The organism is Pseudomonas sp. FME51 (assembly GCF_014897305.1).
Genome location: NZ_JABUYN010000008.1, coordinates 1 through 22,137, shown reverse-complemented (window position 1 = coordinate 22,137; position 22,137 = coordinate 1). Strand labels below are relative to the sequence as shown.

Here is a 22,137-nt window from a genome sequence, read left to right as displayed (position 1 = left end):
GTCTGCTGCCATGTCCGACAGTTTCTATTATCTACTCCAGCAATTACTCAACGGACTGACCGTCGGCAGTACCTATGCTTTGATCGCCATCGGCTACACCATGGTCTACGGCATCATCGGCATGATCAACTTCGCCCACGGCGAGGTGTACATGATCGGCAGCTATATTGCCTTCATCGTGCTGGCTGCTCTCGCCCTACTGGGTATCGAGTCATTGCCACTGCTGATCATCGCGGCGTTGGTGGTGAGCATGGTAGTTACCAGTGCCTACGGCTACAGCATCGAGCGGGTCGCCTACCGGCCACTGCGCGGCGGTAATCGACTGATTCCGCTGATTTCCGCGATCGGCATGTCGATATTCCTGCAGAACCTGGTCCGTCTGGCCCAAGGCTCACGGGACATCGCCATGCCCAATCTGGTTCGCGGCGGTATCGACATAGGTCCCGCCACCGGCTTCCACGCCACCCTGTCCTACATGCAGATCATCATCTTCGTGGTGACCCTGATCAGTATGACCTTGCTGACGCTGTTCATCACTCGCTCGCGCATGGGTCGTGCCTGCCGTGCCTGCGCCGAAGATCTGAAGATGACCAACCTGCTGGGCATCAACACCAACAGCATCATTGCCCTGACTTTCATCATCGGTGCAGCGCTGGCGGCCGTCGCCGGGGTATTGCTGGGCATGTACTACGGCGTAATCAATCCTCATATCGGCTTCATGGCCGGACTCAAGGCATTCACTGCCGCCGTGCTCGGCGGCATCGGCAGCATTCCCGGCGCGGTACTGGGCGGTCTGTTGCTCGGCGTGGCCGAGGCGATGACATCCGCCTATTTCAGCGCAGAATACAAGGACGTGGTGGCCTTCAGCTTGCTGATCCTGATCCTGCTGTTTCGCCCCAGCGGCATTCTCGGGCGTCCGGAGGTGGAAAAGGTATGATGCGCAATCTTAAACCGGCGCTGATCTCCGCCGTGGTTGTGGTGGTACTCAGCGGCTTGCTGATGGGCGTGCGGCTGAACCAGCAGGGCATCAACCTGGTACTGACCGGCGCCGGGCAGGATGCGGCACTGAAAATTGCCGGCGCCACCCTGTTCATTTTCCTCTTCAACCTGTTCCGTGATCACCTGAGGGCGCTATGGACCCGCGTCCCTGCCCTGCCTCGCACCCCAGCGGCATTCAGCATCCTGGCCGCTCGACCGGCAGTACACAGACTGGTCTGGTGTTTTCTGATCGCCGCCGCGTTAATCTGGCCATTCTTCGGCAATCGCAGCAACATCGACATGGCTACCCTGGTGCTTATTTATGTGATGCTCGGGCTAGGGCTGAACATCGTGGTCGGTCTGGCTGGTCTGCTGGATCTCGGCTACGTCGGCTTCTACGCCGTGGGCGCCTATACCTATGCCTTGCTGTCGATGTATTTTGGCATTGGTTTCTGGACCGGACTGGTTGCCGCCGGGGCCATGGCCGCCTTGTTCGGCTTTTTGCTGGGTTTTCCGGTGCTGCGTCTGCGTGGCGATTACCTGGCTATCGTCACCTTGGGTTTTGGCGAGATCATCCGCATTCTGCTGAACAACCTCACCAGTCTGACCAATGGTCCCAACGGCATCGGCAGCATCCCCAAACCGGACCTGTTCGGCCTGGAGTTCAGCCGCCGCGCCAGTGAAGGTATGCAGACCTTCCACGAGTTCTTCGGCATTTCGTTCAACTCGGTGCACCGGGTGATGTTCCTGTATTTCCTCGCCCTGTTACTGGTGCTGCTGACCCTGTTCGTCATCAATCGACTGTTGCGCATGCCGGTGGGCCGTGCCTGGGAGGCGATGCGCGAGGACGAGGTTGCCTGCCGCTCGCTGGGCATTAATCCCACCGCAGTCAAGCTCAATGCCTTTACCATTGGTGCCACCTTCGCCGGTTTCGCCGGCTGCTTCTTCGCCGCGCGTCAGGGCTTCATCAGCCCCGAATCCTTCACCTTCATCGAGTCGGCGATCATTCTGGCAATCGTCGTGCTCGGTGGCATGGGCTCGCAGCTGGGCGTGATTCTGGCCGCCATCATCATGACGCTGTTACCCGAAGTGGCACGCCAGTTCGATGAGTACCGCATGTTGTTGTTCGGCCTGCTGATGGTGCTGATGATGATCTGGCGGCCCCAGGGGCTGCTGCCGATGAAGCGTCCGCATATGGAGTTGCGCACATGACCGCCGCCGCGCCATTACTGGATGTATCAGGCCTGTGCATGCGCTTCGGCGGGCTGTTGGCAGTGGATCAGGTGGCGCTGCAGGTCGAGGAAGGCCAGATCGTCTCGCTGATCGGCCCCAATGGCGCTGGCAAGACCACCGTTTTCAACTGCCTGACCGGCTTCTACAAACCAAGTGCTGGCAGCGTCCGCTTCCGCGGTGAAGAAGTCGGCGGCATGCCCGGCTTCAAGCTGGCGCGCATGGGTATGGTCCGCACCTTCCAGCATGTGCGGCTGTTCAAGCAGATGAGCGTGGTGGAGAACCTGCTGGTAGCCCAGCACCACCACATGAACACCAGTATGCTCGCCGGATTATTGAAAACACCGGGCTTTCGCCGCAGCGAGAAGGAAGCGCTGGATCGCGCTGCGCAATGGCTGGAACGTACCGGCCTGATGGAGTTTGCCAACCGCAGCGCTGGCACTCTGGCCTATGGTCAGCAGCGCCGCCTGGAAATCGCCCGCTGCATGGTCACCCGTCCTACCTTGCTGATGCTCGATGAACCCGCCGCCGGTCTCAACCCCCGGGAAACAGCTGATCTTCAGACGTTGATTGCGGAATTGCGCAGCGAGCATGGCCTGACCATCCTGCTGATTGAGCATGACATGAAACTGGTCATGGGCATTTCCGACCATGTCGTGGTGATCAACCAGGGTTGCCCGCTGGCAGACGGCACCCCGGATGCCGTCTGCCGCAATCCGGATGTCATCAAAGCTTACCTGGGGGAAACCTGAACCATGCTGTCGTTCGATGAGGTTAATACTTTCTACGGCAAGATCCAGGCGCTGCATAACGTCAGCCTGCAGGTAGAGGCTGGTGAAATCGTCACCCTGATCGGCGCCAATGGCGCCGGCAAGACCACACTGCTGATGACCCTGTGCGGTGATCCTGCGCCCGCCAGCGGCAAGATTCTCTATCTGGGTGAAGAACTGGCAGGCATGGATACCTGCGACATCATGCGTCGTGATATCGCCATAGTGCCCGAGGGGCGGCGGGTGTTCGGGCGTCTGACCGTGGAAGAAAATCTGGCGATGGGCGCCTTTTTCCTGGAGCGCGACCAGATACAGCCCCAACTGGAAGCCACCTTAGCGTTATTCCCGCGCCTTGAAGAGCGCTTTCAGCAGCGCGCCGGCACCATGTCCGGTGGTGAACAGCAGATGCTCGCCATTGGCCGGGCATTGATGAGCCAGCCGCGATTATTGCTGCTCGACGAACCTTCACTGGGACTGGCACCCATCATCATCCAGCAGATTTTCGAGATCATCGAAGAGCTTCGCCGTCAGGGTGTGACCATCTTTCTGGTTGAACAGAACGCCAACCAGGCCTTGAAACTCGCCGACCGCGGCTACGTCATGGAGCACGGCCGCATTCTCATGCAGGGCAGCGGCGAAGAGCTACTGGCCAACCCCCAGGTCCGGGAAGCCTATCTGGGGGCCTGAAGGGAGCGGCCACCCCACACGGCGTACATGATCGTTCCCACGCTCCGGCTTGGAAGTGCATGCCGCGACGCTCTGCATCCCGGTTTTAACCCTGTGTGGAAGTTGCTTAGGGCTCAGCACCCTGATACCCACAGCCCCGCAGCCGCTGGCCATCACGCACCAGGATGGCACTCAAGTGATGGTAATCACCGGTACTGCGCTCGATGCAACCTGATGGATACAACCACAACTCCAGGCCTTGATCCTGCACGCCCCGAAAGCCCAGCACGCCGTCAGGCAGCTGTTCGCTGATCACTGATAATTGACGACCGTTTTCCGTATCCTCGGTGGTCAGCTGCATACCCTGCGTCGTGATATCCACCCGCCATGCCGGGTCGTAGCTGAAGCCCACCCACTGGCTCGCGTTGGCACTGTTGTCCATGCAGCCACGCCCCGTGGATTGCAGGCGATGGGTTTTCTGTACCACCCAGCGACCCTCTTCTTCGGTTACCAGCAATTCCGCGAACATCGACAGCTGCCCCGGCTGACTGACATTATCGAACAGTTTTTCCAGTTCCGGAGTCGGTTGAAGCAACCGGTCATGCTCCTGGCCACAGGCTCTGAGTGTCCAGTGATCACCACGCTCCAGCAGCCCGGACACCCGCTTCTGCCCGGAGGACTCCTGCCCATATGGCCAGAATGACCAGGAGGCGCAACCAGTCAGTGTCAGGGTGAAAAAAGCAACGGCCAATACCGGTAATCGGCCAAACCAAACTGCCATAATGTGAACCTCTTTGAAGAATCGGCCATAAACCGATGAATTGCTTGTGTTTGATGATCACAATTCGATTATGCGGTGCTAATCTGTATGCACTTTCAAATTCGCTACCTACTGTCTGGATAGAACATGAATATCATAAAAACGTTCGCTCTTGCTTCGCTGGTTTTCGTGGCAGCCTGCTCCTCAAAGCAGGAAAGCGTACAGGCTCCCCCAGCGCCCTCCTGGGCCGAGTCGCGCATAGTTAACATCACCAGCATTGCCGAACAGCAAGGCTACGAAGTTGAACGCGAAGGCGAACAGATCCGTTTACTGATCCCGGTAGACGGCAATTTCCACCCCAAGCGTACCCTGCTTTTGCCCTCCGGTCTGGTACCGCTGAGTAAAATCGCCCAAGCTCTCAAGGTCGACGGCGCCAGTCAGCTGACAGTGACAGGCCACAGCGATAGCGATGGCAACCATGAATTGAACCAGAAATTGAGCTTGGAACGGGCCCAGGCCGTGGCCAGCGTGCTGCGCCTTGGTGGCATCGAGCGTCAGCGTATGCATCTGCGTGCTATGGGGGACAACCAGCCCCGTGCCGATAACTCCAGTTACACCGGCCGCAAGTTGAACCGCCGAGTCGAAATCATCCTTACCCCCTACCCCACCAGCATTGCGCTGGCGGAGTAAGCGCCACGGATCAGGCCGGCATATGCCGTCCTGATCGCGTACTGCTCTCTTACTGCTCCCAAGGCTCACCCTTGGTACGCTCCACCCGCTGAACATGCACCTGCATCGCCGCCTTGGCCAACATGCTGGCGCTGGTGGGTGCTGTCATGAACAGAAACAGCGTTATCAGCAGCTCGTGCAACCCGATTTCCCCTGCCGCACTGAAATACAATACGGATGCCAGCACCAGCGAGCCAACACCCAAAGTAGTCGCCTTGGTCGGGCCATGCAGGCGCATGTAGAAATCCGGCAACTTATACAGGCCGAATGAGCCGATCAGAGCAAACAGACTGCCAAGTAGCAACAAGGCAGCCACCAGCCATTCGATAGCGCTTTCCATGAGTGCTCCTTATTCGATGATATCGCCACGCAACAAATATTTGGCTACTGCCACCGTTCCGACAAAGCCCATGACCGCGATCAGTAATGCCGCCTCAAAATACAGATTGGAGCGCAACAACATGCCCATCAGCACGATCAGCGCAATGGCGTTGATATACAGAGTGTCCAGCGCCAGTACGCGGTCGGGCAGGTCCGGCCCCTTGAACAGGCGCAGCAGGTTGAGCACCATCGCCACCGATATCATGCCCAGACAGATGATGATTACGTTCTGGAGCATTCGAATACCTCCATCAGGGGCTTCTCATAACGCTGTTTGATGGTGTTGATCAGCTCCCGTTCATCAGGCACATCCAGTCCATGTATCAACAGGCTGCGATGATCCTGGCTGATGTCCGCCGACACCGTGCCCGGAGTGAGTGAGACGGTGGTGGCCAACAGACTGATACTGAACTCATGGCGCAGTTCCAGCGGATAGACAACGAAGGCTGGCTGCAACCGACGGCTGGGCCCGAGGATCAGTCTGGCCACCTCGAAATTAGCCATGAGAATATCGCCCAGCACGCGAAAACCAAACCTCATAAACACCAGCGGCCGGTGCACTCTGGGCGGGTCCGGCCAGAACAGGTGAGTCAGAATGGGGATCAGCAGGCCAAGCACTGCGCCCATGATCAATGAGCCAGCCGACACCCCATTCATCAACAGTTGCCAGACCACCAGCAACAGCAGACTGAGCCAGGGGTGCGGGAACCAGGATTTTACGGTCATCAATGTCCACCTCCGGCGGCTGTGGGCTGGCTGTTCAGAACCTGTTGGGTGTAGCTCGCAGGATCCAGCAATTGCCTGGCGGTGGCATCCAGGTAGTCGAGCATGGGGTCCGCAAACACCACCAGGAGGGGTGAACACAACAACAGTAATATCACCGACACCACACGCATGCCATCCAGCGGCTCTCCGCCGCTGGCAGCTGGGTCGGTCCGCCAGAACAGGCTGCTGCCGGCGCGACTGGCGGCAATGATCACGATCAGACCACTACCCAGTAACAGTGAATAGAGCCAGGCCGCGTCCGCACCGGTACCAGCAGAACGCAGCAGCAACAGCTTACCGAGGAAGCCGGACAGCGGTGGCAGCCCGATCACCGATATCGCCGCGACAAAGAACAGCCCACTCAGAAGCATCGGCTTTGGCAGCGCAGGCCCCGGAACCAGGCGACTGACAAAGCGCGGACCGCGGCAACGGGAAATGACACCTGCAAGCAGGAATAAGGCTCCGCAGATCCAGGTGGAATGCACCAGATAATAGAGACTGCCTACCAGGGCCTCATGACTCCCCAGGGATATCCCCGCCAGCAAGGTACCGACCGAGACCAACAGCAGGTAAGCGACCAGGCCATTCAGTGTACCGGCCGCCAGCGCGCCGATAGTCCCGAGCGCCAACGTCAGCAGCGCCACTGGCCATAACCATACCTCGGCCAGATGGGCCAGTGGGCCGGCCGTCTCGCCGAAGATCTGCGTATAGACTCGCAGAATCGAATAGATACCGACCTTGGTCATGATGGCAAACAACGCAGCCACCGGGGGCGTGGCCGCGGCATAGGCTCTCGGCAGCCAGAAATACAAGGGGAATACCGCGGCTTTGAGACCGAAGACCACCAGCAATAACATGGCTGCTGCGCCCACCAGCGGCGCATCCTCTACCGACAGCAACGCAATGCGCTGTGACAGATCAGCCATGTTCAGCGTGCCGACGACACCGTACAAAGTGCCTACCGCGATTAGAAACAGCGCCGAACCAAACAGATTGAGTAATACGTAGTGGATCCCTGAACGCACGCGAGCTGATCCATTGCCATGGAGCAGCAAGGCATAGGAGGCAATGAGCAGAATCTCGAAAAACACGAACAGGTTGAACAGGTCCCCAGTCAGGAACGCACCGTTGATACCCATCAACTGGAACTGGAACAACGCGTGGAAGTTCGGACCGAGGTGGTCATCGCCGCGGATGGCGTAAATCACGGCTGCTGCCGCCAGTATTGCGGTGACCATCAGCAATAGTGCTGACAAATGATCCACCACCAACACGATACCGAATGGCGGCATCCAGTTACCGGCAGCATAGACCTGCAGCCCGTCGCTGGCCTGCCCCATCAGCAGCAGCGCGAGCGGGATCTGCAGCAACGTCGCCAGCAGGCACAGCTGGCGCTTGACCCCCTCACCGCGCCGACCACTCAACAACAACAGTGCACCTGTGAACATGGGCAGCAGAATCGGCAGAATTGGTAAATGACCCATCAAGACTTTCTCCGTCCATCGACATGGTCACTTTCCAGCTCGCCCTGCCCCCGCAACGCGAGCACCAGAGCAAAGGCGGTCATGGCAAAGCCGATCACGATCGCCGTCAACACCAGCGCCTGCGGCAAAGGATCGGCATATTCAGCTGCTGCAGTCAGCACCGCCGGCTTACCGGTATGCAACCGCCCCATGGCAAACAGGAAGAGGTTGACCGCATAACTGATCAAGGTCAGCCCCACCACCACCGGAAAGGTACGTGCCCGTAACAGCAGATAGACTCCGGACATGGTCAACACCCCCAGTGTGAGGGCATACAGCAGCTCCATTATTGCGGCTCCCTGACAGCATTGATTGAGAGTTTGCCCAGATTGGACAGGATCAGCAGGGTGGCTCCGACCACGGTCAGATAGACCCCCAGATCGAACAGCATCGCCGTAGCCAATTCGATTTCACCCACCAGAGGTATGGCGAAGTGATCGAAGGCACTGGTCAGGAATGGATAGCCAAACAGCCAACTGCCCACACCGGTAAGACCTGCGATGACAACACCGGCGCCCGCCAGGTGATGATAATCGACACCCCAGCGTGCGTGCGCCCAGGCATTGCCGCTGGCGATATATTGCAGAATCAGAGCCACGGCTGTAATCAGGCCGGCAATGAAGCCTCCACCCGGCAGGTTGTGGCCGCGCAGGAAGATGTACATCGACACCATCAATGCCAGCGGCAGGATGAGCCGCGAGAGGTTCACCAACATGAAGGGATGTGTGTCCCGCGCCCAGGCGCGTTCGACGGTATCCATTGTCGGCCTGCTGAGGCGTAGCCCCTTGATCAACGCGTAGATTGCCGCACCCGCGATCGCCAGTACCGTGATCTCGCCCATGGTATCGAAGCCACGGAAGTCCACCAATATCACGTTCACCACATTGGTGCCGCCGCCCCCGGTCAGACTGTTGGCCAGGAAGAACCCGGCAATACTGTCATAGGGGCGCGTCAGTACCGCCAGACACAACACGGTCACCAGCGCCCCGGTCAGCCCGGCGATCAGCAGGTCGCGACCACGACCTAATGCTGATGACTCCACTGGCGTGGTACGCGGGAGGAAAAACAGCGCCAACATCAGCAGAATAATGGTGACAGACTCAACGGATAACTGAGTCAGTGCCAGATCCGGTGCAGAGAACCGGGCAAAGGCCAGCGCCACGAATAACCCCACCACGCTGAGCATGACCAAGGAAACCAACCGACGCCGATGCCAGATCGCCGTCGCGGCTGCCGCCGCCATCAGCAACAGCGCGCAGGCCAGCGTAGCACCGTCCACCGGCGTCATCGGCACCGCGCCGCGCAGCGACGGCAACTGCAGTAACCAATAGCCGCTCACCAAGAGTGCCGAGAGCAACATCCACAGCAAATAGCGTTGCAGCGACACGGCCTCGACACGCAGGGTAAACACCGCAGCCAGGTTTACCAGACGCTGGATAAAGCGCTCGAAGGTATCCTTCGCATCCAGCTGCGGCAGATGCACGTACCAACCCAATAGCTGACGCCGACCAAAGTAGATCAGCACGCCCAGCATCAACGCCACAAAACTCATGGCCAACGGCAAATTGAAGCCGTGCCAGATGGCGAGACTATATTCCGGCAGGTCTCCACCCAGGGTCGCACTCGCCGCTACCGCCAGCAGCGCAGCCACTGTAAAGCCCGGCAGCAAGCCCACCAGCAGGCACAGCGCGACAAGGATCTCCACCGGAATCTTCATGTAGCGGCTCGGCTCATGCGGTGGAAACTTCGGCAGGTTCACCGGTTTGCCGTTGAAAAACACGTCATGGATGAAACGCAGCGAATAGGCCACCGAAAACAGACCGGCCAACACCGCAACCAAGGGCACTATCCAACTGTAGTTACCGAACTGGTGTTGCTGGAGTGTCTCGGTAAAGAACATTTCCTTGCTGAGGAAGCCATTGAGTAGTGGCACACCGGCCATCGCGGATGCCGCCACCATCGCCAGCGTTGCAGTATGCGGCATATATTTCCACAAGCCATTGATCCGGCGCATGTCCCGGGTACCGGTCTCGTGGTCGATGATCCCCGCGGCCATGAACAGCGAGGCCTTGAATGTCGCATGATTGATGATGTGGAACACGGCGGCGACGGCGGCCAGCTGTGTGTCCAACCCGAACAACAGGGTGATCAGGCCCAGATGACTGATGGTCGAATAGGCCAGCAGCCCCTTGAGGTCATGCTGGAATAGCGCGGTGCAGGCACCCAACAGCAAGGTGGCCATGCCCGTGACACTGACCAGGAAGAACCACAGATCGGTATCAGACAGCGCCGGATACAGCCGCGCCAGCAGAAACACCCCGGCCTTGACCATGGTTGCCGAATGCAGATACGCCGACACCGGCGTGGGCGCCGCCATGGCATGGGGTAGCCAGAAATGGAATGGAAACTGCGCCGATTTGGTGAATACACCCAACAGCACCAATATCAGAATCACCGGATACAGCGCATGCTCGCGAATCAGATCGCCAGAGGCGAGCACCACGCTGAGTTCGTAACTGCCAACCACCTGGCCCAGCAGCAGAACCCCCGCCAGCAGTGCCAGGCCGCCGCCACCGGTGATCGCCAGCGCCATACGCGCACCTTTGCGCGCGTCCGAGGAGTGCGACCAATAGCCAATCAGCAGGAAGGACGACAGACTGGTCAGCTCCCAGAAGAACATCATCAGCAGCAAGTTTTCCGACAGCACCACGCCCAGCATAGCGGCCATGAACAACAGCAGGAAGAAGAAGAAGCGTCCCATCGGATCGTTCTTCGACAAATAATAACGGGCATAGATGATGACCAGAATGCCGATGCCGAGAATCAACAGGGCAAACAGGAAACTGAGGCCGTCCAGGCGAAAACTGATGTTCAGCCCGAGCCGTTCAATCCACGACCAGCTCTGCACCACCACACCACCGTCGAATACGGTGGAGGCTTGGCTCCACAGCAGAACCAACCCCAGTACCGGGGCCAGCATGGTCGCTAAGGCACACAGGGAACGGCCTTTTCTCTCCGCCAACAATGGCAGGAAAACACATATCAAAGGCAGTAAGACAATCAGTGCCAAGGTCATTCAGTTCAGACTCCACGTTTTAGCTACTCCCCCTCACGGGCAGGGCGACCATTATCCACAGTGAGCGCAGCGGGGCTACGAAAAAGCTTTACAAATTAATAGCGGGAATCGAAATAAAGGCCAGCTTTCTCACATAAAAAACGAAGGCCAGCCGCCACCATGGGTGACGGCTGGCCTACTGAGAAGTTAAACAATGCGCCGAATTCCGTATAAAAACCGGCAAGCGGGCCGGAGACCACCCCGCCCTGGACCCTACTTGCTGACGCGTGACACGCCATTAACTGTCAATACTCGTACCCTTTCGCCCGCAGCAAAAGAGATGTTCGGATCAACTTCCTGCACGTAGGCCCGTGTCTGGCCACCATCCTCGCGTACGGTAATCTCGATGCCCTGGTTGCGCGTGATCCCCTCTTCGGCAGCCGCACCGGCCATCCCGCCCGCGACTGCCCCCAGTACACCGGTAATGATGCTACCGCGCCCACCGCCGATCGAGCTGCCGGCGACACCGCCGACCACAGCACCAGCGCCGGTACCAATATTGGTTTTGGTGCCTTCGATCTGTACCAGTCGTACCGATTCAACGGTACCCATGCGCACGGTCTGCGGCGCACGCGCCTCATCGCGGCTGTAGGTGTCGCCGGTCAGACCTGAAGCACAGCCGCCCAGCACCAGCGCCGCGCCTAGCAGGCAGCTCTTGAGAATTTGTGTATTCATGGTGTCACCATCCTGTATCTGTGCAGGAAACCCTTACGGCTCCCTGGTGAGTCTGTGGTCAGCGCCTGAGTAGTTGGACCCGGCGAGGCGACAAATGTTGCGCAGTTGCCTTTCATCGGGTTTTCAAGGCCATGGATCGAGGTTGATTGATGTTTGTTCTAGAATGCGCGCCGATCATCGACCTATTCAAGCTCCAGCCAGAATAACAACTATACCCGCGGGTCACGAGCACCGAATCTATCCGGAGACAGTTGCATGCCCATTTTGCAGGTTGCGTGGATGTACTATTTGAACAATAGCGCCTTTGTGCTCAATTGCCTGGCGTTGTTCTATGGTCTCAGCGGCAGCTGGCTGATCATCGCCACGCAACTGCGTACAGCCCGCGCCGACCGTCTGGCAGCTGACACAAGCGGCGTACTGACGCTGAATGGCGTCACCGTCAATCACCGCGCCAACCGGATGTTCATGCTGGTCGGTGGTGTGTGTCTCGGGCTGGCTCTACTGCTGACCCTCGCTGCCCGCCTGGTCTGATACCCACTGCCGGCTGGCTACCGGATTGGCATATTGTCGTAACCACCACAGCCGCTGCTCCGCGGGGCAAGCCGCCAGACGCTCGGCAAACCGCTTCTCTTCCGCGGCCAGCATGGCTACTTCGAACTGGTCGCGCCAGCCAGTGATATCGACCTCCGTCTGCTCCGACAGCAACTGCTCCATCGCCAGATAATTACTGGGATAAAGGCGATACAGACCCAGAATCTGCCGATCCGCTTCCGCCGCCACGCTTTTGGCATCCCGATGTTCGCCCGTCAGAGGCTTGCCGAAGGCAATATGCACTCGACCTTTATAACCGGTCAGGCCCATGGCGATGGAACGGTCGTCCTCGCCCGGCTGCTTGCTGTAAGCACCGGTGTGCTCTCGCTGCTCCAACTCCCGTGCCTTCATCTGGTCACAGGGGTCCCATTCATACGCGATGGACACCGGAACGATATTCAGCGAGCGCACTACATCGGCAAAGTCCTCACCCTTGCGACTCATGCACAGCATCTTGATGATCGCCGTATCGGTGCGATCACAGCCATCCTTGGCGCGACCTTCGGCCTGGGCGATCCACACTGAATGTCCGCTCAGAATCGAATGGTTGATGTAGGCAGACAGGGTCTGATAAACCGTGAGCTTTTCCCGCCGACCGGCAACCGAACGGTGCACGATGAAGCATTTGTTCAAGCGCATCAGGTCGCTGACGAAAGGGCGTTGCAACAGGTTGTCACCGATCGCAATACGCGGCGTGGGATGCCCACCGTGATACAGCGCGTAGTTGACGAACGCCGGATCCATGGCGATATCCCGATGATTGGCCAGAAACAGATATGGCTGGGTCTTGCTGAGATGCTCCAGCCCGCTGTAGGTGACAGTCAGCGCGCTGCGTTCGATCACCTTGTCCAACCAGGGTTCGAGGCGATGCTGTAGCGCATCCACGCTATCGATACCGCGGACCTCGCGACGCAATCCGTTTGCGATCAGTGTCGATGCTACCCCCGGCAGCCAGCGGCTGAGTCGCGGAAACCGATACCCGGCCAGCATCCGCAGCAACTCCTCATCCCGCAGCAGACGCTGCAGAACCTCAGACACTTCAACATCTCCATAGGGCCGGATGGCATCAAACTCGCCCATGTATTCCTCATTACCTTGGGGTGGAAACCGCGCATTATGCGGTGCCGCGATTCGACTCACAATTCCCCTGTAGCTGTTTCGTCGAATTGACGGACGGGCTAGACTCTCTGGCTGCTACCCATATTGCCCCTTTCCAGGAGAACGCCCATGCCATTGTTGGATGAATGCGCCCGCAATTGCCCGCATTGTGGCGAGCCGATCAGGCTGTTGGTCGATCTCAGTGGCGGCTCGCAAAGCTATGTAGAAGACTGCTCGGTATGCTGCCAACCCATATTGGTTCATTTATGGGTCGATGCGGATATGGAAAATTACCAATTGGACCTGCGTCGCGAGGAAGATCCGCTGTGAGCGGCCGACTCGCCCAGTTCAGCGCGCCGCTGGCAGAGATGCCCGAAGACTGGAAACCCAACTGGAATGTTTGCCCCGGTAATCGACTGCTGATTCTGCGCAAGGTGAACAGCCAACTCGAGTGCAGCCAGGTGCTGTGGAATCTGACGCCCAGCTGGCTGCGCGACCTGAGCCGCGCAGCCTTCTCCGCACAGGCCGAGTTTCTGCATGACAAGCCCATGTTCCGCGAACCACTGGTACAGCGGCGCTGCCTGATCCCAGTGGACGGTTTCTATGTCTGGCAGCAGCAGGGGCGGCGTAAGCAACCCTGGTATCTGCGCCAGCAGAATGGAGGCCTTGCGCTGGCTGGCCTGTGGGACCGTTACGCCTTGGATGATGGTACCTATTGGGACAGCTGCGCGCTGATCACGGCCCCTGCCAAAGGCCTCCCGGCACGCCTGGGCGGACGCATGCCCGTCACTCTCAACAAGGCCGAACAGGCCATCTGGCTAGCTGATGCTACCGCGCCGAGTGCTCTGCAACCGCTGCTGCTGAATGCCGACTCCCAGGTACAGTTGATGTACCCGGTCAACCCCGCGGTCAGCAGCCCCGCCACTCAAGGCCCCCATTGCTGCAACCCCACAGGCCATGCCGTCAGGCTGGATTAGTGGTCCTGGCAGGGACATGATCGCTCCCCTGCTCTACGTCCCGGCCCCCCAGCCTACACCTTGAACTGATTGATCAAACGCCGCTGGTGCTCGGCCAGCTTGGTCAGGCCAGCGCTGGCGCTGGACGCATCACCGGCGCCCTCGGCCACCGAATGGGCGACCTGACCGATAGTGCTGACATTGCGGTTGATGTCCTCGGCCACCGCGCTCTGCTGCTCCGCTGCGCTGGCGATCTGGATGTTCATGTCATTGATCACCGACACCGCCTGAGTAATCGAGGTGAGTGCTGCGTCAGCTTCTTCGGCCTGCAGGACACTTTCCTCGGTACGCACACGGCTTTTCTCCATGACCTTGACCGTCTGCCGGGTATTGGTCTGCAGCTGCTCGATCATCCGCTGAATCTCTTCGGTGGAGCTCTGGGTCTTCAATGCCAGATTGCGCACCTCATCCGCAACCACCGCAAAGCCGCGGCCATGCTCCCCGGCGCGCGCCGCTTCAATAGCCGCATTCAGCGCCAACAGGTTGGTCTGCTCGGCAATCCCACGAATGGCATCCAGAATCGAGCTGATATTCTCGCTGTCATGGGCCAGGGTCTGCACGGTTTGCACCGCGCGCTCCATATCAGCCGCCAGGCGCTGAATGGTGTCTGCCGTATCCTGCACCACCTTGCGCCCGTGGCTGGCCGAGCCGTGGGCATTGCCTGCCGCCTCTGCGGCCAATCCAGCATTGCGTGCAACATCTTGAGCCGTGGCGGTCATCTCCGTTACAGCCGTTGCCACCAACTCGATCTCACCGAGCTGAGTCTGCACACCATCATTAGTGCGCATGGCGATATCCGCCGTGTTTTCGGCAGCATCAGTCACCTGCTGCACCGAGTCCACCACGTCACGCATCATGCCCTGCAGCTTATCGAGGAAGCCGTTGAATCCGCGGGCAATGTCGCCGAACTCATCGGCACGGTCGACCGCCAGCCGCTGGGTAAGGTCGCCATCTCCCTGGGCCACTTCATTAAGCATGGTTGCCAGGCGACGTGCCGGTCGGGCCAGGCTATAACCGACCAGCAGCATCACGCCCAGGCCGATCAACGCAATCAGCGCACCGATGGCCGCCAGGGTCACAGTCGCGCTCGACTGCTGCTGCGCCAGCTCAGCTTCCAACACGTCCAGTTTCGCCATCACCACATCCAACGGCAGACTGATCAACAATGCCCAGCGGGTACCGGAGTTACCCAGCGGAACCGGCATCCAGAGTTCGATCTGGTTATTGGCCCGGTCCACTTCATAGATCGGCTGATCGGCCAACCGCTTCAGGTTGGCCATCCCAGCAGCATCCAGCACTTGCTCGGCGGGCTGGCCGAGTGCGGCCTCGTCACCTGTCCAGGCTACCAACCTATCGTTGGTACTGATCAGTGCCTGATACCCCACCCCGTCGTACAGGCGGTTATTACTTTGTTCCAACATGGACTGCAGAAAGTCCAGCGACAGGTCCGCACCGACAATCCCGAGAAATTCACCATTGAGCATGATCGGGGCAGTAAAGGATGCCAGCATTACCGTACGATCCCCCACCTCATAGGGAGCCGGATCAATCACGCAAGGGCCCTGAGTATCTCGGGGGCAAAAATAATACTCACCGGCACGAATACCGTTATCCAACAGTGTCTCGTCATCCAGCTCCGTCAGCAGATCAAGCCCTATCGAGCCATCCTCGTCCCGGTACCAGTAAGGAATGAACTGCCCACTCTGGCTATGCCCGGGCAGCCCGGTTCCTGCATGAAAATCATCCAGTCCATCAAATGCGCCCGCCTCCCAGGCTACATAAAGAGCCAGCAGCTCGGGCCGATCCTCCAATAGCTTGCGGACATAGTGCAACATCTCCTTACGGCTGATCATCAGCGCCGGCAGACCATCCTGTATATCACCGACCTGACGATTGAGCAGCGCCAGCTGTTCATTCACAGCAAAGGGTTGCTCCAGCTGCTGGCGGATACGCAGCATTTCGGCATTGGCTACCGCTTCCAGCTCGCTGCGCACATGCTCGTCAAGGATCTGCTCAGTGCGCTCGGCAACCATGCTCTGATTGCGATCAAAAGCATTCAACGCATACAGGGTCATACCTCCTACTGCGACAAACAGACAGGCGCCGGCAAGCGCTGCAATGGAAAACTGTATGGATCTGAATTTCATGGGGGAACTCGTGAAAACCGTCGTGAGTACTTTATCGGCAGGAATGGTCAAACCTTCAGCGATGATCTGGTATTGTGCAGAACGTCCATTACCCAAACATTACGGTAGGAAAATCCGTCATGCGTATTCGTTTATTTTGCTGTCTGCCGTTCATGCTGCTCGCCAGCTGCGAAAGCGTCCAAACCACCCAGGGCGGAGCTGTCGGCGTTGACCGCAGCCAGTACATGTTCAGTGCGCTATCGAGCACCGAGGTCGATCAAATGGCGGCCGAGTCCTATAACGAAATGCTCACCGAAGCGAAAAACAAGAAGCTGCTGAACACCGACGCAGCGATGCTCAAACGCCTGCGCACCATTGCCGACCGTTTGGTGAAAGAGGTGGATCACTTCCGTCCCGATGCCCGCAGCTGGAACTGGGAAGTCAACCTGATCAAGAGCGATGAGCTGAATGCCAGCTGCATGCCGGGCGGCAAGATTCTCTTCTATACCGGTATCGTCGACAAACTGAAGCTGACCAACGATGAAATAGCCCAGATCATGGGCCATGAAATTGCCCACGCTTTGCGCGAACATGGCCGCGAAGCGATTTCCCGCGCCTATACCACGCAAATGGGCACCCAGGTAATCGGCTCGCTGTTGGGCCTGGGGGAAGGTACGCGTCAGGTGGCCGATATGGCGGTACAGTATGGCCTGACCCTGCCAAACAGTCGCTCCAACGAAACCGAAGCCGACTTGATCGGCTTGGAACTGGCCGCTCGCGCGGGTTATCAGCCTGATGCAGCGGTGACACTCTGGCAGAAAATGGCAAGCGCCTCCCAAGGTCAGCCACCGGCGTTCATGAGCACGCACCCGACATCTTCGGGTCGAATTCAGAATTTGCAGAGCAATATTCCGAAAGTACGCCCACTCTATGATGCTGCCAAATAGCCATAGGGCTTTAAATAAAAGTGAGCCTCTAATACATTAGTCTAGGTTCAAGTCTTAATTACTTGATTTTCTAGCTGTTACGTCTATGTTACAGCGGTTGAAAAACGTCCGCCCGCTGGGCAACCCTGAGAATGTGCACTCGAGGAATAACATAATGAAAAAAACATTGATCGCCAGCAGCGTAACCGCTGCCCTGCTGGCTCTGCCTACTTTGTCTGTCGCTCAAAGCGCCGGCTTTGTCGAAGACGCCAAGGCTAATCTGAGCCTGCGTAACCTGTATTTCAATGGCGATTACCGTGAAGGTGACGGCGTTTCCAAGGATGAAGAGTGGGGCCAGGGCTTCATGCTCAACTTCCAGTCCGGCTACACCCAGGGCCCGATCGGCTTCGGTCTGGACGTATTCGCCCGCTCGGGTATCCGCCTGGATTCGGGCAGCCGCACCAGCAAAGCTGACCGTAGCCGCAACCCCGGCACCATGTTCCCGCTGGATCATGACGACAGCGCCGTCAATGAATTCAGCCAGATCGACTTCGCCGCCAAGGCCAAGGTATCCGAGACCGAGCTGAAAATCGGTCGCGGCCTGCAGCCCAGCCTGCCGGTAGTGAGCCGCAACGACGGTCGCCTGCTGCCGCAAACCTACAGCGGCGCGATGCTGGCCTCCAAGGAAATCAACAATCTGACCCTGCGCCTCGGTCAGTTCGACGAAGCCAGTGGCCGTAACTCCACCTCCCATGAAGGCCTGCTGCTGGGTGGCGGTTCCGAGCGCGTGAACAAGTTCCAGTATGCCGGTGGTGATGCCCAGCTTGGTGACAATCTGGTTGCCAGTTACTACTTCGCCAAGCTCAAGGACTACTACAAGCAGCATTACCTCGGTGCCGTCCACACCCTGGACCTGGGTGCCGGTCAGCTGATTACCGACCTGCGCTATTTCGACAGCGGCTCCACCGGTGCCAATGACAGTGGTGAAGCTGGCTACGCTGCCAAGGGCGTTTACAACAACGGCGAAGTAGACAACCGCGCCATGAGCGCCATGTTCACCTACAAGCTGAGCAACCACGGCCTGGGCCTGGGCTACCAGAAGATGAGCGGCGACAGCGACTTTGCCTACCTCAACAATGGTGGCGGTGCCACTGCCTACCTGATCACCGACTCGCAGATCAACAAGTTCGAGCGTGCCGGCGAGAAGACCTGGGTTGGCCAGTACAGCTACAACTTCGCCGACACGGTACCGGGCCTGAAGTTCACCGCCAAGTACCTGCGCGGCAGCGACTTCGATACCCGTGCCGGCGAGCGCGACAGCGAGTGGGAACGTAACCTGCGCCTGGATTACACCGTGCAGCAGGGCTTCCTGAAGGATCTGGGTGTATCGCTGCGTCACGCCAGCCTGCGCTCCGGCGCTGCTGAGAATAATGGCGGCCGCGACCAGGACCAGGTTCGCGTCTACCTGACCTACAACTTCGTTCTGCTCTAAGCACTATCAGATGCCCCGGTTCCCCGGGGCATCTCTCTCCTTCCAGTCATCCGCACTTTCAACTGTCTGTCGTGGTCTGTAGTCTGAGCACAGGCGTATTTTCTTGCGCGCCTTATGATCTACAGGAGCGACCATGACCAGACAATTCCACAGCTTCGAAAAGAAATTCAGTGAAAGCGGCTTATGGAGCAAGCTGTCCCGCTACGCCAAGACCGCTGGCAAAGAGGTGGTTGAGAAGGTGCTTTGGCTGTATTACGCAGCTCAGGACCCGCAGACGCCCCGCTGGGCCAAGACCGCCATCTATGGCGCGCTGGGTTATTTCATTTTCCCGCTCGATGCGATCCCCGATTTTGCGCCCATGCTCGGCTACACCGACGACCTCGGCGTGCTGTTAGCCGCGCTGGCTACCGTCTCGGTGTATATCACCGACGATGTCAAAACCCAGGCAAGTGACAGAATAGAGCAGTGGTTTGGCTCCAGATCTCTGAAGGAATAGCCCCTTCGCTCTTCATAGGTCAGAACGGTTAAGTTCCATCTCAACCCTCGTTGTAAAAGATCAGAAGCGGAAAACTGCAGCAGCACCCGCTTCGGTTGGCATCACGCCCGGAGATACGACCACCACTTCAGCGCCATTGCGCAAAGCCTGCGGAATCAGCTGATCCAGTACATCCGCGCCATTTTCAACAGCGCCGCCCTCGTCGACCGGATACAGATCAACCGCCCCACTGGTACTGCTGACCACCCCGGGCACCTTGCGTCCTGATTCAACCAACAGCAGCGACACCCGTCCTGCAACAGCGCCCTGACCGATCTCGTTCAGATCCTGACAAGCCAGGCCGGTACCCTGAGCTGCCCCAAAACGCTCAAGCAAGCCATCCAGCCATGCGTTGTAACGCCGGGTCATGATTTCATCGCAGTGCTGGCGTAGCGTGGCAACATCCAGTAGCGCAGGGTCGAGAGCAACACCTTCTGCCAGCAACTGCTGATTGTGGCTGACGGCGCGGAAAGCGGCCTGATTGCGCGGCAACGCAGCCAGAATCAATGGCATGCCCCGCGAATGGTGCTCGCTGATCGCCTTGTCCACGACGCGAAAATACCGCTCTCGATCAATGTTGATTTCAGCCTGTTTGCCACCACCCCCAGCCTCATGCATGGTCATGCCGGCGGATTTTTCCGACGCCTTACTGAACCCACCCGGCTGGCCGGATTGGTCCTTTGGCGTCAGCTCCGTCCCCAGCGCCTGTTCCAGATTACGCGGCACCGCCTCATGCAGCTCCACTTCCTCAAGCGAATCCTGATTGCCCTCGAACAACCGCACCTTATCCCGCGTCAGACTCAGCAACTGGAAATGGCCGTCCGTCTGACTGATACGCAACAGCGGCTGCAAATAGAGCTGACGGTCCACCCGCACCTGCTCGGGTACCGATTGGTGCAGCACGAAAACGCGAAATTCGTCTCCACCCGCCAACACGGCAAGTCCGCCACGGGGTTTGCTCCACAGCTCCGCGTCGCTCAACAGCCCCTCGAACTGTTGCAGCGACTGCCGTGTCTGCGCATTCGCACCCTCGCCCAGCTGTTCACTCAACAGGCGCAACAAGTTCTTATAGCGGACCGGGTTCTGTTCCCTGTCAGGAAATCTGCGCTCCATCGGCATATAAAGCGAAAGGCAAGTCTGGCCCTGCCATTTCAATAGATCTGTCAGGGCGGATTGGCTGATGTGCTTATGCATGGCAATGACCTCGTAATTTCAACTGACTCTGAATTACGACGGGGTTGGTTGCCGCGAGTTCAGACAGATCGACGGCCTGCCAACATACCCTGGCTAATGGTTTCGCCGCCCTGCCATAAGCGCCATTCCCCAGGCGCACAGGCACGCCATTGCTCATTACTGGTCAGCGGTTCAGTGGCAATCACGGTCACCACATCATTCGGCGTGGTGTGCTCCTGAAAATCCACCGCCATCTCCACATCCCGCAAATGGGCGGGTCCGAAAGGCGCACGACGGGTAATCCACGCCAGCTTGGTGGTGCACAGCGTGAAAAGCCATTCCCCATTGCTCAGCAACATATTACACACGCCGCGCGCCGCATATTCGGCACAGGCTTCAGTCAACGACGCCAGTATCTGCGCTTGATCAGGCTGCTCAGCAAAGCGCCCACGCAGGCGATTGAGCAGATCGCAGAAGATAGCTTCGCTGTCGGTATTGCCAACCGGCTGGAAAGGCCCCGGACCGGCAACAAAGTCATTGATCTGACCGTTATGGGCAAAGGTCCAGTACTGCCCCCATAGCTCGCGGGTAAATGGATGAGTATTGACCAGGCTGACCCGGCCAACGTTGGCCTGACGGATATGACAGATCACATTCTCCGACTTAATCGGATAACTCTCGATCAGCTGTGCAACAGCGGAACTATGGCAGGGCGCCGGATCATGAAAACAGCGCACCCCCTTGCCTTCGTAGAACGCCACACCCCAGCCATCACAATGCGGTCCGGTCTTGCCACCGCGCTGCATCAACCCGGAAAAACTGAAGCAGATGTCCGTCGGGACATTGGCGCTCATACCCATCAATTCACACATTCAGTTACTCCGTTCGCAATTCGGTGGCACATCAATACGTTAAACTTGTCTGACCTAGGGAAATGGTACTGCAAATGCGCAAGGACAGCCCCAACACCAAGGTAACCATATGAACTTTCTACGCAAACCTCTCTATTCCGCACTGCTGACTGGTCTGGTATTCAGTGCCCATACTGCTGCACAGACCACTCCCTCCTCCCTTGAAGAGCAGATCCGCAAGGATTCATCAGCAATCGAATCACAACTCATCGACTGGCGCCGGGACATTCATCAGCACCCGGAGTTGGGCGAACAGGAAACCCGCACCGCCAGACTGGTCGCCGAACACCTGAAGAAACTCGGCATGGAAGTACAGACCGAGGTCGGCCGCACCGGTGTGGTCGGCATTCTCAAGGGCGCCAAGCCCGGCCGCACGGTTGCTCTGCGCGCCGATATGGACGCCCTGCCGGTGAAAGAGCCCGCCGGCCTACCCTTCGCTTCCCAGGCGACCGGCATCTACCACGGCACCGAGGTCGATGTAATGCACGCCTGCGGGCATGATGCCCACACTGCCATGTTGATGGCCACTGCCGAGATATTGGCAGGCATGCAGGAGGAGCTTGAAGGCACCGTCATGTTCATCTTCCAGCCCGCCGAGGAAGGTTCGAGCCTGGTGCAACCGGGCCAGGATGCCAGCTGGGGCGCCAAATTGATGCTGGAAGATGGCCTGTTCGACA

24 protein-coding genes are annotated in these 22,137 nt (G+C 58.5%); 12 read left to right on the top strand and 12 right to left on the bottom strand.

What is annotated here, in order from left to right; translation table 11 throughout:
• Positions 1–10 precede the first annotated feature (10 nt).
• From livH to INT39_RS14435, 4 genes are read left to right on the top strand one after another with little or no spacing between them, the layout of a single operon-like run.
• A complete protein-coding gene (gene livH / locus INT39_RS14450) occupies positions 11–937 on the top strand; it encodes a high-affinity branched-chain amino acid ABC transporter permease LivH (protein ID WP_193074702.1) in 927 nt (308 codons plus the stop codon).
• Positions 934–2,190: a high-affinity branched-chain amino acid ABC transporter permease LivM gene (locus INT39_RS14445; protein ID WP_193074701.1), complete on the top strand. Its 1,257-nt coding sequence runs from the start codon at positions 934–936 to the stop codon at positions 2,188–2,190. Before livH ends, INT39_RS14445 begins: the two co-directional genes overlap by 4 nt.
• Positions 2,187–2,960 carry a high-affinity branched-chain amino acid ABC transporter ATP-binding protein LivG gene (gene livG, locus INT39_RS14440; protein ID WP_193074700.1) on the top strand — a complete coding sequence of 258 codons (774 nt, stop codon included), beginning with the start codon at positions 2,187–2,189 and terminating at the stop codon, positions 2,958–2,960. Before INT39_RS14445 ends, livG begins: the two co-directional genes overlap by 4 nt.
• A 3-nt stretch (positions 2,961–2,963) precedes the next feature.
• The gene (locus tag INT39_RS14435; protein WP_193074699.1) at positions 2,964–3,665 is read left to right on the top strand and encodes an ABC transporter ATP-binding protein; all 702 of its coding nucleotides are present in this window, start codon (positions 2,964–2,966) and stop codon (positions 3,663–3,665) included.
• 106 nt (positions 3,666–3,771) lie between these two features.
• On the opposite strand, the gene INT39_RS14430 is transcribed toward INT39_RS14435, so the two are convergent.
• Entirely contained in the window at positions 3,772–4,425 is a 654-nt protein-coding gene (locus INT39_RS14430; RefSeq protein ID WP_193074698.1) for a hypothetical protein, read from the bottom strand.
• 126 nt (positions 4,426–4,551) lie between these two features.
• On the opposite strand from INT39_RS14430, the gene INT39_RS14425 reads away from it, so the two are divergent.
• On the top strand, positions 4,552–5,094 hold the full coding sequence (locus INT39_RS14425) for an OmpA family protein (RefSeq protein WP_193074697.1): 543 nt from the start codon (positions 4,552–4,554) through the stop codon (positions 5,092–5,094).
• Positions 5,095–5,143: 49 nt separating this feature from the next.
• Here the strand turns inward: INT39_RS14425 and INT39_RS14420 are convergent, their stop codons facing one another.
• From INT39_RS14420 to INT39_RS14390, 7 genes are all read right to left on the bottom strand, one after another.
• Complete coding sequence (locus INT39_RS14420) at positions 5,144–5,473, bottom strand: Na+/H+ antiporter subunit G (RefSeq protein ID WP_193074696.1); 330 nt, start codon at positions 5,471–5,473, stop codon at positions 5,144–5,146.
• A 9-nt stretch (positions 5,474–5,482) separates the two neighbouring features.
• On the bottom strand, positions 5,483–5,752 hold the full coding sequence (locus tag INT39_RS14415) for a K+/H+ antiporter subunit F (protein WP_193074695.1): 270 nt from the start codon (positions 5,750–5,752) through the stop codon (positions 5,483–5,485).
• On the bottom strand, positions 5,737–6,240 hold the full coding sequence (locus INT39_RS14410) for a Na+/H+ antiporter subunit E (protein WP_226944809.1): 504 nt from the start codon (positions 6,238–6,240) through the stop codon (positions 5,737–5,739). The genes INT39_RS14415 and INT39_RS14410 overlap by 16 nt, the downstream gene beginning before the upstream one ends.
• The gene (locus tag INT39_RS14405) at positions 6,240–7,763 is read right to left on the bottom strand and encodes a monovalent cation/H+ antiporter subunit D (protein WP_193074693.1); all 1,524 of its coding nucleotides are present in this window, start codon (positions 7,761–7,763) and stop codon (positions 6,240–6,242) included. Before INT39_RS14405 ends, INT39_RS14410 begins: the two co-directional genes overlap by 1 nt.
• Positions 7,763–8,089: a Na+/H+ antiporter subunit C gene (locus INT39_RS14400; RefSeq protein ID WP_193074692.1), complete on the bottom strand. Its 327-nt coding sequence runs from the start codon at positions 8,087–8,089 to the stop codon at positions 7,763–7,765. Before INT39_RS14400 ends, INT39_RS14405 begins: the two co-directional genes overlap by 1 nt.
• Positions 8,089–10,878 (bottom strand): monovalent cation/H+ antiporter subunit A, encoded by a 2,790-nt coding sequence (locus INT39_RS14395; RefSeq protein WP_193074691.1) that lies wholly within the window; start codon positions 10,876–10,878, stop codon positions 8,089–8,091. Before INT39_RS14395 ends, INT39_RS14400 begins: the two co-directional genes overlap by 1 nt.
• 252 nt (positions 10,879–11,130) lie before the next feature.
• A complete protein-coding gene (locus INT39_RS14390; RefSeq protein WP_413468932.1) occupies positions 11,131–11,580 on the bottom strand; it encodes a glycine zipper 2TM domain-containing protein in 450 nt (149 codons plus the stop codon).
• 267 nt (positions 11,581–11,847) lie between these two features.
• Here INT39_RS14390 and INT39_RS14385 point away from each other — a divergent pair, with 267 nt between their 5' ends.
• Positions 11,848–12,123, top strand: coding sequence for a hypothetical protein (locus INT39_RS14385; RefSeq protein ID WP_193074689.1), 276 nt, complete (start codon positions 11,848–11,850; stop codon positions 12,121–12,123).
• Here the strand turns inward: INT39_RS14385 and INT39_RS14380 are convergent.
• Positions 12,091–13,263 (bottom strand): 1-acyl-sn-glycerol-3-phosphate acyltransferase, encoded by a 1,173-nt coding sequence (locus tag INT39_RS14380; protein ID WP_193074688.1) that lies wholly within the window; start codon positions 13,261–13,263, stop codon positions 12,091–12,093. The two genes, INT39_RS14385 and INT39_RS14380, sit on opposite strands and share 33 nt — an antisense overlap.
• A 147-nt stretch (positions 13,264–13,410) precedes the next feature.
• Here INT39_RS14380 and INT39_RS14375 point away from each other — a divergent pair, with 147 nt between their 5' ends.
• A complete protein-coding gene (locus tag INT39_RS14375; protein ID WP_193074687.1) occupies positions 13,411–13,611 on the top strand; it encodes a CPXCG motif-containing cysteine-rich protein in 201 nt (66 codons plus the stop codon).
• Entirely contained in the window at positions 13,608–14,258 is a 651-nt protein-coding gene (locus tag INT39_RS14370; RefSeq protein ID WP_193074686.1) for an SOS response-associated peptidase, read from the top strand. Before INT39_RS14375 ends, INT39_RS14370 begins: the two co-directional genes overlap by 4 nt.
• Positions 14,259–14,311: 53 nt before the next feature.
• On the opposite strand, the gene INT39_RS14365 is transcribed toward INT39_RS14370, so the two are convergent.
• Positions 14,312–16,444: a methyl-accepting chemotaxis protein gene (locus INT39_RS14365; RefSeq protein WP_193074685.1), complete on the bottom strand. Its 2,133-nt coding sequence runs from the start codon at positions 16,442–16,444 to the stop codon at positions 14,312–14,314.
• A gap of 119 nt (positions 16,445–16,563) precedes the next feature.
• Here INT39_RS14365 and INT39_RS14360 point away from each other — a divergent pair, with 119 nt between their 5' ends.
• From INT39_RS14360 to INT39_RS14350, 3 genes are all read left to right on the top strand, one after another.
• Positions 16,564–17,370, top strand: a complete 807-nt coding sequence (locus INT39_RS14360; protein ID WP_193074684.1) for a M48 family metallopeptidase — start codon at positions 16,564–16,566, stop codon at positions 17,368–17,370.
• 154 nt (positions 17,371–17,524) lie between these two features.
• Entirely contained in the window at positions 17,525–18,841 is a 1,317-nt protein-coding gene (locus INT39_RS14355) for an OprD family porin (protein WP_193074683.1), read from the top strand.
• 133 nt (positions 18,842–18,974) lie between these two features.
• Positions 18,975–19,337, top strand: a complete 363-nt coding sequence (locus tag INT39_RS14350) for a YkvA family protein (protein ID WP_193074682.1) — start codon at positions 18,975–18,977, stop codon at positions 19,335–19,337.
• Between the two features lie 60 nt (positions 19,338–19,397).
• On the opposite strand, the gene INT39_RS14345 is transcribed toward INT39_RS14350, so the two are convergent.
• Complete coding sequence (locus INT39_RS14345; protein WP_193074681.1) at positions 19,398–20,570, bottom strand: hypothetical protein; 1,173 nt, start codon at positions 20,568–20,570, stop codon at positions 19,398–19,400.
• 59 nt (positions 20,571–20,629) lie between these two features.
• Positions 20,630–21,421 carry a class II glutamine amidotransferase gene (locus INT39_RS14340; RefSeq protein ID WP_193074680.1) on the bottom strand — a complete coding sequence of 264 codons (792 nt, stop codon included), beginning with the start codon at positions 21,419–21,421 and terminating at the stop codon, positions 20,630–20,632.
• 109 nt (positions 21,422–21,530) lie between these two features.
• Here INT39_RS14340 and INT39_RS14335 point away from each other — a divergent pair.
• Positions 21,531–22,137, top strand: a 607-nt coding sequence (locus INT39_RS14335) for an amidohydrolase (protein WP_193074679.1), incomplete at its 3' end; no start/stop codon positions are given.